This is a genomic window from Stenotrophomonas sp. PE591 (assembly GCF_018320795.1).
In the GTDB taxonomy this organism is placed as follows: Bacteria; Pseudomonadota; Gammaproteobacteria; order Xanthomonadales; family Xanthomonadaceae; genus Stenotrophomonas; species Stenotrophomonas maltophilia.
The window spans coordinates 19,928-35,825 of sequence record NZ_JAAOKO010000011.1 but is presented as its reverse complement, the minus strand read 5'-3'; the positions used below and the strand labels follow the sequence as shown (position 1 = coordinate 35,825).

Genomic DNA, 15,898 nt, shown 5'->3' with positions numbered 1-15,898 from the left:
AAGATGCGCATGATGGCCGCTGTGCTGGGAATGATCCTCATGGTCTCCACTGCCATCGCCGAGGGCAGCGAGACGCAGGCGGCCGGCGAGCGCCACGGCGCCACCACGGTGGCCAACGCGGCTGTACGCGATGGGCAGCACCACGACGCGCTGCGCTACACGGTCTGGTACCCAGCGCTGGCCGGCAGCCGGGAAACCGCCCTGACCATCGGCCCGCCCGACGCGCCGCTGTTCGAGGTCGGACATGCCGCGATGGAGGCTCCCGTCGCGGGGGCTCGCCTGCCGACGCTGCTGCTGTCGCACGGTAACGGCGGCAGCGCACGCATGATGGGCTGGTTGGGCACGGCGCTGGCGCGGAACGGTTATCTGGTGATCGCGGTCGATCATCCCGGCAACAACGGTGCCGACGAGATGACGCTGGCCGGCAGCTTGCTGAGCTGGCTGCGCGCGGATGATCTGCGCGCTGCGCTGGCTGCCGTGCAGGCTGATCCCGTGCTCGGTCCCCACGTCGACACCGAGCGTCTGGGTGTCGTCGGATTCTCCGCCGGTGGCTACACCGCGCTGCTGGCAGCCGGTGCACGGCCCAGCCTGCAGCGACTGCTGGCCTTCTGCACCACGCATCCGGATGACGGTGTCTGCCGGCCCCAACAGGAAGCCGCCACGCACACGATGGAAGCCCGTATTACCGCTGCAAGCTCGCCGGAACTGTTGCCATGGATCTCCCGCGCCAACGAATCGCGCGCGATCCCCGGCGTGCGCGCGGTATTCCTGCTGGCGCCAGCAATCGTGCAGGCATTTGCGCCCGAGCAGCTGTCCTCGTTGCGGCAGCCGGTTTCGATCGTGCTGGGCGAAGCGGACGCGGTTGCACCTCCACAGAGCAATGGCGCGGCCGCCGGGGCCCTGATTCCGGGCGCGGAAATGCAGCGCTTGGCCGATGTGGGCCACTATGATTTCCTGGCCGCGTGCACAGAGACCGGGCAGCAGCGGCTGCAGGACCTGTGCACTACGTCGGTGCCAAAGGCACAGACCCACGCGCAGGCAGTGGATGCAGCGATACGGTTCTTCGACCATTCACTGCGCTAGTGGCCTTCGCGCTGCGCCCGGCGCTACAGTGGTCGCGTCCACGGAGGAACGATCATGCGCCTGCTGCACCTCACCCTGCCGGTCTCCGATGTCGGCGCCGTCGCTGCGTATTTTCACGATGTCCTGCAGCAACGCGTGATCGGCAACCACGTGCACATCGGCTGGAGCACGATCGAACTGCAGCCCGCTGAAGGACGTCCGCTCGGAGGCGTGCACCTGGCCTTCAACGTACCGGACAACCGCTTCGGCGAGGCAATGACCTGGCTGCGCGAACGCACGCCACTGCAGCGCAATGCAGCAGGGCTGGATTACTTCGCGCTGGAAAGCAGCTGGCGATCGCAGTCGGTGTACTTCACTGGCCCCGATGGCTTGATCCTGGAACTGATCGGCCGCCGCCGCTTGCCCGACAGTACGCATCAGGGCGCCTTCCACGGCAGCGAACTGACCTGCCTGAGCGAGGTCGGCCTGCCCAGCCACGATGTGGATGCCGTGCGCGAACAGTCCAGCATGCGATTCGGCCTGCAACCGATCAGCCCGCCTTCGGCGCAGTTCGCGCCGATGGGCGACGACGAAGGCCTGCTGATCGTGGTTGCTGCGGACCGGCGCTGGTTCCCCGAGCAGAAGGACCTGCCCAATGCGCAGGGGCTGTTGCTGCAGGTCGGCGACGTGGCCGGCCCGGGCGTTGTGGAGGACGCTGCACTCGGCTGGCGTGTGCAGGCAACCTGATCTACCAGCTGCCCGACGCGCCGCCTCCGCCGCTGCGGCCGCCGCCTCCGGACCAACTGCTGGAGCTGCTCGACGACGAACTGCTGGATGACGAACTGGACGCGCTGCGGTGGCCGCCGGATGATCTGCGGCTGCCGCGTGCCTTCTCACCTGGCAGCATGGTGAAGATCCAGGTGAAGTACAGCACGAGCGTGCCGGCACTCCACCCGATCGTCGTGGCGAAGCGCGCAACCGGGCCGGCGCGATCGATGGCCAGCAGTGCGAAGAGCACGTAGCCAGCGGTCAGCAGCAACAGCACTGCGCACCTCACCCTGAAGCTGCTGCGGTCCTTGTGCCAGCGCGCGCGGCACGCCTGTACGAGAAAGAACACCAGCATGGCCACGATGCCTACCGCCAGGTCCAGCAACGTGTGCAGGGCCAGACTGGGTGGCAACTGGCCACGCACCACCATCACCACGAAGAACCCCGAACTGACCCCGAGCATGCCGAGCAGCACCACGCGCACACCGTGACTGCGGTGCCAGCACCAGCCAAGCAGGCTCGCCACCGGTACGCACAACGCCAATACGATGCAGAGCGCTGCCAGTGCCTGGCGTGGCGCCCACATGGCCGCCGCCAGCAGGCCCGCGGCCACCACGGCCGTCACCAGCAGCGGGCGGGCCCAGGCCGGCAATCGCTTCGGGTGCGCCTGCGCCGAGGGCGGCGAGCGCCACAGACCCGCAAGGAAGCCGGCCAGCAGCGTCAGTGCAACCACCGAGTCCGCGCTGCGCCAATCGGGCGGCAGCACGTTGCGCATCGATGGCGCTTCCGATGCCGGCAGGTCCTCGCCCTCGATCAGCGCGACCACGATCTTCGTTCCATCCAGCACGCCCTGGTCAAGGTCGCCATCGCGGAAGCGCGGCACGATCGCCTTGTCGATGATGCGGGCGGCATAGGCATCGGGTATCGCGCCCTCCACGCCGTAACCGGTCTGGATGCGTACACGGCGGTCCTGCACGGCCACAAGCAGCAGCACGCCATCGTCAACGCCTTCGCGGCCCAGCTGCCACTGGTCGAACACCCGCTGTGCGTAAGCTTCGATGCCTTCGTCGCCAACATGGTTGACTACCATCACCTGCAGCTGCGCGCCGGTGCGCGCCTGCAACTGGAATGCCTGCGTGCGCAGTTTGTCGCGGGTATCCGCCGAAAGTGCGTTGGCGGCGTCCACCACCGGATCATCCAGCGCAGGGACTGCGGCACCGGCCATCACCACCCTCGGCAACAGGCACAACAGCATCAACAGCCATACCGTGGCCCAGGTGCACGTCATCCTGCGCAGCATCTTCACGTTCCCTGCTCCACCTCGATCTGCGCATGCAGCGCCTGCAGCTGTGCCGCCGTCTGGTTGAACACCTGCAGATCGGCATCCACCAGGGCCGCCCAGTCAGGCGCGTGCCCCAGCAGTTGCGCCACCTGCTCGTTCGGCGCGCGATCGAAGCCCTCGCCAAGCACGGCAAGATAGCGCGCACGGAACCCTTCGGGATCGTGCTGGTCCTGCACATACAGCTGCACGGCCAGCAGACCCGCATACAGGTAGTTCACCAGATAGTTCGGGTCTTCATACATCAGGCGCTTGCCGATCCAGGCGTTGCGCAGCTGCGGGTAGCGCTCCGGTTGCTGGCCGAAGCGTGCGAGCACCCGCCCGGTCAGCGCGTCCAGGTCGTCGGCGGTGCCCAGCGTGCCGGCGGCAACGCCCTGGTAGATCGACTGCTCCAGCTGCGCTTCCTCGGATGAGGTGAACAGCTGCAGCACCATGTCGTCCAGCAGCGATTTCAGGTAGTAGGCCTTGGCACGCGGGTCCTGTGCCTGCTGGTACAGCTGGTCGCGGAAGCGCAGCTCGTTGTAGATCGCGAACGCCTCGGTCAGCCACTGGCTGCCATTGCGCTGCAGCGGCGACGCATGACCCCGCTGCATCCACTCGCCATGCACGGCATGGCCAGCTTCATGGGCGATCTCGACATCGCTTTCCAGGTCCCCGCTGCGGACACCAACGAACAGCATTGCCGGCACACCGGGAGCGCTCACGGAGAACGCGTCCTGGCTGCGGTCACCGCGTTCGGTGGCCAGATCCATGCGGTGGCTGGCCGGATCGAGCAGCGCGCGCAGTTCAGCGACGTACGCCGGGCCCAGGTGCTGCATGGCATCGGCGGCGTTGTCGCGCAGCTGCGCCAGCGTCAGCACCGGTGGCGTGTAGCCGGCATCCGGCACCGTGGTATCCCAGATCTGCGGCGCGTCGATGCCCGATCGCGCAGCGTGGTGCAGCAGCATCTCCTGGTAGGCGCGGCGGTCTCCCGCGTGCTGTTCGATCGCCGCCAGCGTTGCATCCACTGCGGCAGTATCCAGGCCCATGCGCTGATAGCCATGTGCCGGCGCCGAGCCGTCACCCTGCAGGCGTGCGGCAGCGTCATTCACCTGCACCAGCCCCAGCAGCACCGACGCCATCGGCTCACGGCGCGATTGCAGGCCTTGCCAGTAGCCCTTCCAGCCCGCCTCGCGCAGGGCGCGGTCGGGCTGCCGGGCCAGTGCCTGCCTGTCGCGCCCCGTGTCCCAGTGCCGGCCGCCGTGCTCGATCTGCGGGTACTCGGCGCTGCGCAGGATCTGCCCACGCAGGCGCGCGAAGCTGTCCAGCGCCGGATCGGCCAGTGCCTCCACGGCCTCATCCAGCGCGGCGTTGGCCGGGGCGGCGGCCTCCTTCAACGCGCGTGCGCGCAGGAAGCCATAGGGTGCTGCCCATGGCGCATCCGCGGGCGCCTCGCGCAGAGCGGCGCGGCCGCTGCGGGCAATGCGGCTGCACAGCCCCATCACCTGGTCCAGCGCCTGGGCCGGACGCTGATCACGCGCATTGCGGGCGGCCTGCAGGTGCAGGTAGCTGTGATGGCCCAGGCACTGCGCCTCCAGTACCTCGGCCTGCCGGAAGCGTTCCGCGGGTGCAACGGTGGACGCCTGCTGCAGAGCCTCGACGCGCTTGCCCAGTGCGTCACGCGCGGCCTGTTCGGCGGTGGCATTGGCGAAGTAGGCGCGGTCATCGGCATGCACCGACTGTGCCTGGGCGCCGCAGAGGGAGGCTATCGCCAGCACAGCTGCGATGGCGGTGGTGGTGGCGTGCTTCCTGAAAGCCTGCATCGGCGTCTCCCTGCCTGGACCAGGGATCGAGCCTAGCAGTCACTGGCCCGCCGCGCCTGTGCCGGATCAGGTTTCAGATCGACTCGTCCTCACGCTTGACCAGTGTCCAACACGGCGTCTGCGCAAAGGTGTAGGTCTGCTGGTCGCTGCTGTCCGGCATACGGATCTGCACCTGCCGCTGCCCATCGGCCAGGGGGCTGATCTGCATTTCGCGGCCCTGCCCGGCCAACGCGGCAGGATCGGGCATCACCGGCCACTCCACATCGGCCAGCGCCAACCGGCTTTCCACCTTGCGCGGTTCCGGCTCGGCCTCCGCATCGATGTAACTGTCCAGCAGTGGATCGGCAGTAGCCTTTTCCTGCAGCGCGATCTCATTGCCGAAATGCTTCAGGGATGTATCGAATTCCGGGTGAGGGCATTCACTGCGTGCAGCCACAGGTGTGGGCTCGGCGGCAGTGATCGCCGGCGCCGCTGCGGCAGGCCCGGCTTCGCCCGCTGTCTGCGGCGGCTGCGGCGCAGGCGTGCAGGCAACCAGCACCACGCCACAGGCGAGCATCAGCAGTGCGGCAGAACGGTATCGACACATGGGCTCATCCTGAATCCGGTCCGGTCGCTCCATGCTACCGCGCGCCCTACAATTCCGGCATTCCGCCTGTCCGGGAGTCCTCATGCATCGCCTCCTGCTCCTGATCGGCCTGCTGCTGCCCGTCCTGTGGCCAGCGGTGGCGATGGCCGTCGATGTCCACGAAGGCGATCTGCTGTTTGTCACCGCCGGCCGCAGCGGCCTCAGTGCGGCCATCGACGATGCCACCGGCAAGCAGGGCGCGCCCAGCTTCGATCACGTCGCCCTGGTCGCTTCCACGCCGAAGGGCCGGGAGGTATTGCATGCGGACGAGAAAGGATCGCGCCGGCAATCGCTGGTCGAGTTCCGCCAGGAGGCGCGCGCCAAGCAGCGGCAGATCGTGGTCTATCGCCTGCATGCGCCGCAGCAGGCGGCCATCAAGGATGCGGTCGCCACCGCGCGCACGATGTTGGGCAAGCCGTACAACACGTCGTATGTGTTGAGCGAGGACAGCTACTACTGCTCGGACTTCATCGAACGCGCCTTCCGTGCGCACCACGTGTTCGCATTGCAGCCGATGAACTTCCGCAACCCGCAGACCGGGGAGATCGCCCAGCACTGGGTGGATCTGTACCGCGGCATGGGCATGGACGTACCGCAGGATCAGCCCGGCACCAATCCGAACGACATGTCGGCAGCGCCGGTGCTGCAGCGTGTCGGCGTGCTGGAATAAGCAAAGCCCCGCACGGGGCGGGGCTTCGCATCACCGGAGCTGGTGGCGAGGTCACTCTTCCTCGTCCTGCCCACCCTGCTGCTGGTTGCGCTGGTTGCGCTGCTGCTGTTCCTGCTGCTGTTGCTGCTGCTGGTCGCGGCCACGACCCTGCTGCTGATCCTGCTGGTTCTGCTGGCCCTGCTGCTGCTTCTGGTTCGGGTTCTGGTTCTGCTGTGCCATGTCCGATCTCCAAAGCCACTCGCGGAATGCGGTGGACGTGGCCATCGTCTGCAGCGAATGGTTAATCACGCGTGGGTGCGCGGCTACATCTGCGTGTACGCCTGTGAATGAACGCGCAGAAGCCCTTGTGGCACAAGCGGCTGAAGAATTCATGCGGGTTCGGCATGTGCTCATGCAGTGGTCAGCATGGCGCGCATTCATGGCGTTCTCAGCCGGAAACACGCGCGGAAGGAGGCTGGCTTCCCAACTCACGCAGGCAAGCAAGCCCAGCATTCAGGGCATCACCGGCGGCACATACGCCAGGGTCATGCCCAGCAGCCACAGCAGGCCCAGCACCAGCGGGATGTGCACCAGCAGCTGGATGAAGGTGAAGCCCACGATGTCGCGTGCCTTCAGGCCCAGCACGCCCAGCAGCGGCAGCATCCAGAACGGATTGATCAGGTTCGGCAGCGCTTCGGCCGCATTGTAGACCTGCACCGCCCAGCCCAGGTGTGCCTTCAGTTCGTTGGCGGCCTGCATCACGTACGGCGCCTCGATGATCCACTTGCCACCACCGGAGGGCACGAAGAAGCCGAGCACCGCCGAATAAACGCCCATCACCAGCGCGAAGGTATCGGTGCTGGCCACGTGCACGAACAGGCTCGACAGCCGGTGCGCCAGTGTCTGCCCGTCGCCACCGGCAGCGTGGGTGAGGATCATCGCGATGCCACCGTACAGCGGGAACTGGATCAGCACGCCGGTGGTGCTGGGCACCGCCTTGGCCACCGCGTTGAGGAAGCTGCGCGGCCGCCAGTGCAGCAGCAGGCCCAGCGAAATGAACAGGAAGTTGTAGGTGTTGAGGTTGGCGATGGCGGTGACCACCGGCTTGTTGGCGAACTCGTTGAACAGCCAGCCGAACGCCAGCAGCGAGAGCAGCACGGTCAGCAGCGGGCTGTACTCCAGCCATTCGCCCGGGCGCGTGCGGCGCTGCAACGGCTCCGGCTCGGCCTGCGCGGCGCCGGGGAAGTCTTCAGCGGTACGGGCACTGCCGGCGGCCGGTGCGGTCAACCAGGCGATCAGCAGCGAGACTAGGATCAGCACCGCGGTCAGTGCGATCGACTGCCACAGGAAGATGGTTTCGGTGAACGGCAGGACGCCGGTGATCTCGACCAGGCCCGGCGGCATGCTGGCCGGGTTGGCCTGCAGCTGTGCGGCCGACGAGCTCAATCCCATGGCCCACACCGCACCCAGGCCGAGGTACGCCGAAGCACCCGCGGCGCGGTAGTCCATGCGCAGTTCGGTACGACGGGCCAGCGCACGCACCAGCAGGCCACCGAACACCAGCGAGAAACCCCAGCTGAGCAGCGAGGCGAGCATGCTGACCAGGCCTACGTACACCACCGCACCGCGGCCGGTACGCGGCACCCGGGCGAGGAAATCGATGAAGCGTGCGACCACCGGCGCGGTGGCCACGGCGTAGCCACCGATGACCACGAAGGCCATCTGCATGGTGAAGGGAATCAGGCTCCAGAAACCGTCACCGAAGGCGCTGGCGGTGGCCTGCGGGGTCGAGCCGAAGCCCATCGCGGCCAGCGCGACGATGACCACGCCCAGCACCGCGAACACGTACGCATCGGGGAACCACTTTTCCGCCCAGGCGGCCGAGCGCAGCGCTGCGCGCGCCATCCAGCCGTCCTGTACTGCTGCCGTCGAGGCCATCGCCTACCCTCCCAGGTTCGATGGATCGATTCTGGGCGGTGGGGTGCGGTCTGTCAGCCACCTATTGGTCGTAGGTCGCGGAGGAGGGTAGTGCCGGCCGCTGGCCGGCAACCTCGGGATCGTGCACGGGTGCAGCCGGCCAGCGGCCGGCTCTACCAGATCTGGGGACGGTCGCAGGTAGTGGGTGGCGGTAGTGCCGGCCGCTGGCCGGCAACCTCGAGATCGCACACGGGTGCAGCCGGCCAGCGGCCGGCTCTACCAGATCCAAGCATCATCGCAGGTGGTGGAAGGCGGTAACGCCGGCCGCTGGCCGGCAATTTCCCAATTGGGATGGTCGTGCAGCCGGCCAGCGGCCGGCTCTACCAGACCCGGGGACGGTCGCAGGTGGTGGGTGGCGGTAGTGCCGGCCGCTGGCCGGCAACCTCGGGATCGCGCACGGGTGCAGCCGGCCAGCGGCCGGCACTACCTCACCTTGGGCTCAACGCAGTGCCAGATCCACGGCGATGCCGGCAAACAGCGCGGCACCCACCCAGTTGTTGTGCAGGAACGCCTTGAAGCACGGGCCGCGCTCGCGGTTGCGGCAGATCCAGAACTCGTACACCACCAGCGCGGTGGCCACGGCCACGCCGGCCAGATAGTACCCACCCAACCCGCCACGCACGCCGACCAGCGCCATGGTGGCCAGGAACAGCGCGTACAGCACGCCCTGGATGACCAGGTCGAGGTCGCCGAACAGGATCGCGGTGGAGTGCGAGCCCATCTTCAGGTCGTCCTCGCGGTCGACCATGGCGTACCAGGTGTCGTAGGCGGTGGACCACAGGATGTTGCCGGCGTACAGCAGCCAACCCAGCATCGGCACCTCGCCCTGCACAGCGGCGAAGGCCATCGGGATGCCCCAGCCAAACGACATGCCCAGGTAGACCTGCGGCAGGTGGGTGTAGCGCTTCAGGTACGGGTAGCTGGCCGCCAGGAACACGCCGATGAAGCTGAGGCCGATGGTCAGCCCGTTCAGGGTCAGCACCAGGCCGAACGCCACCAGCATCAGCACCGCGAACAGGGCGAGCGCGGCGCGGCCGCTGATTGCGCCGGTGGCCAGCGGACGCGCCTTGGTCCGCTCCACGTGCGGGTCGAGCCAGCGGTCGGCGTAGTCGTTGATGACGCAACCGGCCGAGCGGGTCAGCCACACGCCGGCGGTGAACACGAACAGCGTCCACAGCGGCGGCAGGCCGCCGGCAGCCAGCCACAACGCCCACCAGGTGGGCCACAGCAGCAGCAACGTGCCGATCGGGCGATCAGCGCGCATCAGACTCCAGTAATGCCGCCAACGCGGCGTCGCCGGCGACTGCGGCGAAGTGAGGGGGGTATCAGCCATGGCGATAGGATACTCCTGCCCCTCCGGCAGGGCTTTGCCGGTGGGGGGAGATTTGTTCGGCGAAACTGGATAGAATGCCCGTCCCGCACCGCCTCATGGCGCTGCGACGCCCGCCCCGGCACTGGCCGACGGCGCGGCGGTTCTACAACGCGCCCGTAGCTCAGCCGGATAGAGTAGTGGCTTCCGAAGCCATTGGTCGGGGGTTCGAATCCCTCCGGGCGCGCCATCTTCCCCTGTGTTGCCTGCACGCCGCCAGCCCGCGCTGGACGTTGCCGCGTGCTTCATCAACCCATGCACCATTACGCCACTTGCTGCGCTTAGTCACCACCCTCGACCATGGCGCACGCGCGCTCAGCGTCACCCCGCCAAGCCACTGCCCGCCACCCGCCACCCGCCACCCGCCACCCGCCATCGGCGGTGGTGCCGCTGTTCGAACAAGATGACCGTGCGCCGGTACTGAATGGCGAGCTTGATGGCATCCTTCTTTGCCTATGGCTCGACACCGGCCCACGCAATTCCCTAAGCCTGAGCAGCCCGTTCGTGTGCATCTATGGTCTGTCGGAGAAGTACCACGCCAGTGAGGAAGCGGTGCTTGGATGGGGCGTGGTTGCCGCGTGGGGCGCGCGACCGACCCGGCTCGGCGATGCAGCGCATGGGCAGCATCGAGGTAACCGGCCTAACACGTGATCTACCCGGCACTGACAACGGAACGCTGGCCCTAGCCGACTACGGTGCGATCCTGGGCGGGAGTGCGCTGCGGTACTTCTCCACGGGCATCGAGTATGACGCCAAACGTCCTTATCTGGTGCCAAACGCTGAAAGTACGCGGGCCGATGCCTTCGATCGCAGCGGGCTGTGGCTGCATGCCGAAGACGATACTTACACCGAAACCCGAGGCAGCGCGGCTCAGTCGTGCACAAGATACTTGGATGCTACTGCACTGACTGCCGTCGCAGTCTGACCAGGGGGCGAGGATACCTGGGAGAGCACGGCGTTCAGTTGAGTATGGGTACTGATTGCTTCCTGTTGAGTCCCTTGGCCCCACCAGTGTTCTCGTCCAGTGAGAGCTGCCGCACGCCACACGCCCCCCGTGATCCAGTCGGATACCGAGCTGGTGGGCGGACCGGGTGGCTGCGCTGTGGCCTGCTGATTAAAGTAGGCCCGATGCGGATGTTATGGAACACACGCCGCACATGCGGCGTGTGCTACCGAACAATGGCGATCATGAAGGTGGCGTTCGAGAAGAATCAGCTCGGGTCCGACGCACGGGATGCTAGGGCAGACGGAGCAAACGTAGAGACCCCGATGTGGATGGGGCTAGTTCTCCCATAGATGTGTCTTCTTGACCCGCCATACTCCTTCTTCTTTTCTCAAGAACACATCTGCGTTCTTTCCTGTCGGAGGGAATCCGATTTCCATGAAAGCAGCATCGTCATCAAAGTACAACTTCTCAATGGCAATGAATGGCGAAGTGCGATCATATGACGACGACTTTACGAACTGAAATCTCCCGCCGTTGGCTTCGCACAATGGCAATGAAGATGACGATTCATCGCCATCCCATAGAACGTTCATCCGTGAAGATCCCCATCCATCTCCTCCGTATGCAGAAAGCGCTGAATCCGAGGATGCCGCCTGGATGATTGCCACCGGATCATGACTACACGGAGCACCTCTTTCACTGGATGACTTTGCGCATCCAAATAGGGTAAATGCAATTATCAAGCACAAGCCAACGCGAAAGAGGTTAGTGTGAAGTAGGCCTTCTGATCCCATAGACATACTCTTCATAGCTCCAACCCTCCTCGCCCTTGTACTGATTTTTGTTCCAGAAGTACCCCGAGAAGTTAACCAACTCGTGCTCCAGTGTTCTTTCCAGCTTCTGCAGGAGTTCTGGGCTTCGGTCACCCGATTCGAAGCGGTCAAAATAGGTCTCATGAATAAATATCTCACCCGAGCCAGGCGCGTAACTACCATCGTCATGCCTCATGTATTTTGGCGTAATGACTGGCCCATCGCATTTCGATAGAAGCTGATCAAGATGCCCCTGTCCGATGTTTCCGTATCGCTGGAATCCATCATATTTGCGACTGGTCATTCGATCTTTCGTTCCATTCAAGAATTCCGTCGTCGCGGGGTACTTCTTGCTGACCCACGAGTGATAGCGGAGAAGTCCTAATGGATCGACAAAGTCTAACGGATCATTTCCTGTGTACGCTTAGATTGAAGCTCCGCCTCTCAAACCGATCGGATCACTCTGCGAATACCGCCCCACCGCCGGGTCGTATTCCCGCTGGTAGTTGTAGAACAACCCACTCGCATCCGTCGCCTGCTGGCCCGGGAAGCGAAGCGCCAGTTCGAACGCCACACCGTCGCCATCCGGGTCGACACTCGGAATCTGGTTGCCGAACACCTCGCTCTTGTTGTTCCACTCCCAGATCGCGACATCACTCACCGGATCAATCACCACACGCGGCGTACTCAGATGATCTGGTTGGACGTAGGCAAGTTCCGGCACGCCGGTGCCCGGCTCGTTGATCAGCGCCACCGGGTAGTTATCCAGCCAGATGGCCTGCTGCTGCGCCTGCCCCGTGGCCGAGTAGTTGCCCAGCCACTGCCCTGCTTCGTTATACAGGGTGATCTGAGCTGCGCCACCGGCTGGAGTACGCAGCACGCGCTCGCCGCGATGGTTGTAACCGTAGCTTTCCAGCACGGCATCGCCCTGCTTCACCGCGTTCATGCGGTTGGCATCGTTGTAGGTGAACGCCTTGCTACCGATGCTGTTGGTGTTGCCCGCTGCATCATGGTTGCGCGCTTCGCCATCCACGGCGGCAAGGCGATGGCTGGTTGCGGGATAGGTGTAGCTGGCAGTGCCCGCCGAAGTGGTCAGCGAAGCGCGATTACCGGTGGCGTCATACGCGTAGGTTTCGATCGGCGTGCCAGTCGCGCCGTCCTGGGTCTGGGTCAGGCGGCCCAGCGTGTCGCAATCGTAATTGGCCCGCGGGACAGAGCATAGCGCAATGGCTTCAGACCAACGGAAGAGGATCAGCGCATAATCCAGATCACGATCAGGGGAATCAGCGATATGAGATACACAAGGAACGAGAACCAGAACACCAAGAGGAACAACTTGCGCACTCCTGATGCGCCGTTATGAACCCGCTTCCATCCGCAGATCGGATACTTGGTTAAGAAATGATCTCGCTCCAGGATCGCAGGTCTGCCAAGGGTGTCCCACAGTTCAGGGGAATTTCTCCTTAACTCCCAAACCAGAAAAATTCGCGAAACGAAAGCTATCAACAACGTTGCGATAGCGAGCATGCAAAGGGCTTCAAAAACTGATTCTAATGACATTCGCAGTCGCTCCAGGTAACTCCATTCCCCATGAATCTGCTTCGCCCAATCAGGTAGCTCGCCGAGGCATCCCAACCCCCCTGCCCCCAATTCCAAATGAAGATACATCGCCAATCCTCAGGGTTGACAGAGAGCCCCCCACCACCGGCCGCTGCTCCCAACGAAAGAATGGAAGAAGCTCCGAGCAATTCGCTTGGATCGACATACATCAGGTTGCCTCCAGTGAGAGTGACATTAGAGACGGTGACGGAGATGGGAGATCCAGTGCCGACGCCAACCCCAGCAAAGCCGAGTTCGACGGACGCCTGACGGCCATTGAGACATTCGGACGTAAGGGTCAGTCTTGCACCACCCACACCACCTACAATCCCTACGCCAGTGCCCGCAAACGTCATGGTTCCAGTCCATGTCGCCAATCCGAGCGGGTCCGCTTTAGCCTGTGGAGTGAGATCCGCGTAACTGAAGGTTGAGATTCCCCCATCCAACCCAATTGGATCACTCTGCGAATACCGCCCCACCGCCGGGTCGTACTCGCGCTGGTAGTTGTAGAACAACCCACTCGAATCCGTCGCCTGCTGGCCGGGGAAGCGCAACGCCAGCTCGAACGCCACACCATCGCCATCGGGATCGGCACTCGGAATCTGGTTGCCGAACACCTCACTCTTGTTGCTCCACTCCCAGATCGAGACATTCCGTACCGGATCGATCACCACGCGCGGTGTGCCCAAATGATCCGGCTGCACGTAGGCCAGTTCAGGCACGCCGGTGGCCGGCACATTGATCAGCGCTACCGGATAGTTGTCCAGCCAGATGGCCTGCTGCTGCGCCTGGCCCGTGGCCGAGTAGTTGCCCAGCCATTGCCCTGCTTCGTCATACAGGGTGATCTGAGCAGCGCCACCGGCCGGGCTGCGCAGCACGCGCTCGCCGCGATGGTTGTAACCGTAGCTCTCCAGTGCGGCATTACCCTGCTTCACCGCGTTCATGCGATTGGCATCGCTGTAGGTGAACGTCTTGCTGCCGATGCTGGTGGTGTTGCCCGCCGCGTCATGGTTGCGCGCTTCGCCGTCCACGGCGGTCAGCCGGTGGCTGGTTGCGGGATAGGTGTAGCTGGCAGTGCCCGCCGAAGTGGTCAGCGCGGTGCGATTGCCGGTGGCGTCATACGCATAGGTTTCAATCGGCGTGCCAGTCGCGCCGTCCTGGGTCTGGGTCAGGCGACCCAGCGCGTCGTAGGCGTACTTGGCGAGTACCGTTGAGCCTGTGCCGTTCTTCAGCTCGGTGATCGAACCGACCGGGTCATAGCCGTAGCCCAGCGACAGGCCGCCCGCGGCCGGGTCGTGCACCGCTTGCGGTCGATAGTCCAGGTCCAACGGACGCTGCAGTTGGCGGCCATTGCCGTAGGTCCAGCCTGTCGCCGGACCGAAGGCCGCGTAGGTCACGTTGTTCACCACGATCTGGCGCGCCTGGCCGGGCCGGGTCAGGCCGATCTGGCTGATGGGGCCCTGGATATCACGCACGTAGTCGGCCACGCTGCCGTCGGGGTAGGTCAACGCAGTCAGACGGCCCGACTTGCTGTAGGCGTAGCGCAGCGTGCTGGCGACACCATTGATCGTCTGCACTTTACGGGTGACCTGGCCGAAGCGGTCGTGGCAGTACTGGGTGCTGCCGTTGGCATGCAACACCTGCCCCAGGCGTCCCTTGGCAAAGCGCTCGTCGGCGGCACAGACCGCTGGCGCCACGTCGTAGTTGTAGCCCACGTCCAGATTGGGATCCGGATAGGCAACGCCGATCAGGCGGTTGAGTACATCGTAGTGATAGGTGGCAGTGACGCCACGCGCATCGGCGGCCGTCTTGCGGTTGCCGGCGGCGTCCACGGTGAAGCTGCTGGCGCCACTGTCCGGGCTGACCTGGCCGGTCAGATCACCGAAACCGTTGTAGGCGTAGGTGGTATGCAGGCCCTTCGGGTCGGTGACCCGGGTGACCTGGTCCAGCGCGTTGTACTGACTGCGGATCTCCGCCGCGACGCCGCCGACGTCCTGCAGGGTCTGCGCCAGGCGGTTGAGCGGGTCGTACTGCTGGCTGGTCACGCGCTGCAGTGCGTCGGTGATCGTCTGCGGGTTGCCGTTGGCATCGTAGGCAAAGCCGGTGGCGTGGTTGCCCGCATCCTTCAGCGCGGTCAGCTGGCCAAGCGTGTTGAACGTCCGCGCCAGGGTGCGACGCAGCGTGCCGCCAGTATCCAGCGTGTCTTCCTTGAGGCGGTTGCCGGCGTTGTCCAGCGTGTAGTGAATGGTGTTGCCGGCGTTGTCGGCGATATCCGTCAGCCGCTGGGCGGCGTCGTAGACATAGGTAACGCTGCTGCCGTCAGGCTCGGTGACCTGTTGCACCTGGCCGGTCGGCCAGTAGCTGATCTGGGTCACCCGATCCTCGGTCGTGGTCGCGCCGCGCACGGTGATCGAGGTCGGCCAGCCGCGGGGATGGTAGGTGTAATCAGTCACCACGCCGTTGGCGTCCTTGACCGACAACGGCCGCCCGAACGCGTCGTAGGCCAGAGTCTCGACCGTCTGGCCCAGCGCATTGGTCACGCTGCGCAGGTCGCCCTTACGTGGTGACGATCTTCTCGGGCTTGACGCGATAGTCATAGATCGTCTTGTTAGGAAGGGCCCTCTGGCGCTTGACCTCCCAAACGAAAGGCTTGTCGACCTCATACTCGGCGAAGAAGGCCCGTATGTCTTTCTGGACAGCCGCCTCCGTGGAACGGGGCTCTCCCATCGAGAAGTAGCTTTCCCATTTCTTCTCGATCTCCTGCGCCTGCACGCTGGACGTCGAGCACGCCAACACGAACAGCGCCAGACTGATGAGCGAAGTGCCAGAGTTTGCCTTCAACATCCCTGTTCTCCTTCCTGGACGGACACAGCGCCGGCGGGAACGAGAACGTGGGGGCAGCAGCCTCCTGACGTCATGCTTCGGATCGTCCCTGGTCCGGAATGCGGCG

Annotated in this window: 12 protein-coding genes, 1 tRNA gene and 3 pseudogenes; 5 read left to right on the top strand and 11 right to left on the bottom strand. The window is 64.8% G+C overall.

Annotation, left to right across the window (positions count from 1 at the left end):
* Positions 1 to 3: 3 nt before the first annotated feature.
* Complete coding sequence (locus JLDANKMP_RS19750) at positions 4 to 1,083, top strand: alpha/beta fold hydrolase (RefSeq protein ID WP_212561913.1); 1,080 nt, start codon at positions 4 to 6, stop codon at positions 1,081 to 1,083.
* A 54-nt stretch (positions 1,084 to 1,137) separates the two neighbouring features.
* Entirely contained in the window at positions 1,138 to 1,809 is a 672-nt protein-coding gene (locus JLDANKMP_RS19745) for a VOC family protein (protein ID WP_212561912.1), read from the top strand.
* A gap of 1 nt (position 1,810) precedes the next feature.
* On the opposite strand, the gene JLDANKMP_RS19740 is transcribed toward JLDANKMP_RS19745, so the two are convergent.
* From JLDANKMP_RS19740 to JLDANKMP_RS19730, 3 genes are all read right to left on the bottom strand, one after another.
* Positions 1,811 to 3,130 carry a TPM domain-containing protein gene (locus tag JLDANKMP_RS19740; RefSeq protein WP_212561964.1) on the bottom strand — a complete coding sequence of 440 codons (1,320 nt, stop codon included), beginning with the start codon at positions 3,128 to 3,130 and terminating at the stop codon, positions 1,811 to 1,813.
* Between the two features lie 2 nt (positions 3,131 to 3,132).
* Positions 3,133 to 4,971: a M3 family metallopeptidase gene (locus tag JLDANKMP_RS19735; RefSeq protein WP_212561911.1), complete on the bottom strand. Its 1,839-nt coding sequence runs from the start codon at positions 4,969 to 4,971 to the stop codon at positions 3,133 to 3,135.
* A gap of 73 nt (positions 4,972 to 5,044) precedes the next feature.
* Positions 5,045 to 5,557, bottom strand: coding sequence for a hypothetical protein (locus tag JLDANKMP_RS19730; protein ID WP_212561910.1), 513 nt, complete (start codon positions 5,555 to 5,557; stop codon positions 5,045 to 5,047).
* An 82-nt stretch (positions 5,558 to 5,639) separates the two neighbouring features.
* On the opposite strand from JLDANKMP_RS19730, the gene JLDANKMP_RS19725 reads away from it, so the two are divergent.
* Positions 5,640 to 6,266: a YiiX/YebB-like N1pC/P60 family cysteine hydrolase gene (locus JLDANKMP_RS19725; RefSeq protein ID WP_212561909.1), complete on the top strand. Its 627-nt coding sequence runs from the start codon at positions 5,640 to 5,642 to the stop codon at positions 6,264 to 6,266.
* Between the two features lie 51 nt (positions 6,267 to 6,317).
* Here JLDANKMP_RS19725 and JLDANKMP_RS22365 read toward each other — a convergent pair whose 3' ends face one another.
* From JLDANKMP_RS22365 to ubiA, 3 genes are all read right to left on the bottom strand, one after another.
* Entirely contained in the window at positions 6,318 to 6,485 is a 168-nt protein-coding gene (locus tag JLDANKMP_RS22365) for a hypothetical protein (protein ID WP_249337014.1), read from the bottom strand.
* Positions 6,486 to 6,758: 273 nt separating this feature from the next.
* Positions 6,759 to 8,183 carry a TIGR00366 family protein gene (locus JLDANKMP_RS19715; RefSeq protein ID WP_005411492.1) on the bottom strand — a complete coding sequence of 475 codons (1,425 nt, stop codon included), beginning with the start codon at positions 8,181 to 8,183 and terminating at the stop codon, positions 6,759 to 6,761.
* A 478-nt stretch (positions 8,184 to 8,661) separates the two neighbouring features.
* Complete coding sequence (gene ubiA / locus JLDANKMP_RS19710; RefSeq protein ID WP_005411493.1) at positions 8,662 to 9,555, bottom strand: 4-hydroxybenzoate octaprenyltransferase; 894 nt, start codon at positions 9,553 to 9,555, stop codon at positions 8,662 to 8,664.
* Positions 9,556 to 9,704: 149 nt separating this feature from the next.
* Here ubiA and JLDANKMP_RS19705 point away from each other — a divergent pair.
* Together JLDANKMP_RS19705 and JLDANKMP_RS19700 are read left to right on the top strand one after the other, a co-directional pair.
* A tRNA-Arg gene (locus JLDANKMP_RS19705) sits at positions 9,705 to 9,781 on the top strand.
* A 426-nt stretch (positions 9,782 to 10,207) separates the two neighbouring features.
* Positions 10,208 to 10,516 (top strand): hypothetical protein, encoded by a 309-nt coding sequence (locus JLDANKMP_RS19700; protein ID WP_212561907.1) that lies wholly within the window; start codon positions 10,208 to 10,210, stop codon positions 10,514 to 10,516.
* 786 nt (positions 10,517 to 11,302) lie between these two features.
* Here JLDANKMP_RS19700 and JLDANKMP_RS19695 read toward each other — a convergent pair.
* The 5 genes and pseudogenes from JLDANKMP_RS19695 to JLDANKMP_RS19675 all read right to left on the bottom strand — a co-directional run.
* Positions 11,303 to 11,692 (bottom strand): annotated as a pseudogene (locus JLDANKMP_RS19695) (hypothetical protein); the annotation flags it as partial.
* A gap of 84 nt (positions 11,693 to 11,776) precedes the next feature.
* Positions 11,777 to 12,532: pseudogene (locus JLDANKMP_RS19690) on the bottom strand (RHS repeat-associated core domain-containing protein); the annotation flags it as partial.
* Positions 12,533 to 12,600: 68 nt separating this feature from the next.
* Positions 12,601 to 12,876: a hypothetical protein gene (locus JLDANKMP_RS19685; protein WP_049418016.1), complete on the bottom strand. Its 276-nt coding sequence runs from the start codon at positions 12,874 to 12,876 to the stop codon at positions 12,601 to 12,603.
* Positions 12,877 to 12,899: 23 nt separating this feature from the next.
* Positions 12,900 to 15,509: pseudogene (locus JLDANKMP_RS19680) on the bottom strand (RHS repeat-associated core domain-containing protein); the annotation flags it as partial.
* Entirely contained in the window at positions 15,505 to 15,792 is a 288-nt protein-coding gene (locus JLDANKMP_RS19675) for a hypothetical protein (protein ID WP_212561905.1), read from the bottom strand. The pseudogene JLDANKMP_RS19680 and the gene JLDANKMP_RS19675, both read right to left, overlap by 5 nt.
* Positions 15,793 to 15,898: the final 106 nt, after the last annotated feature.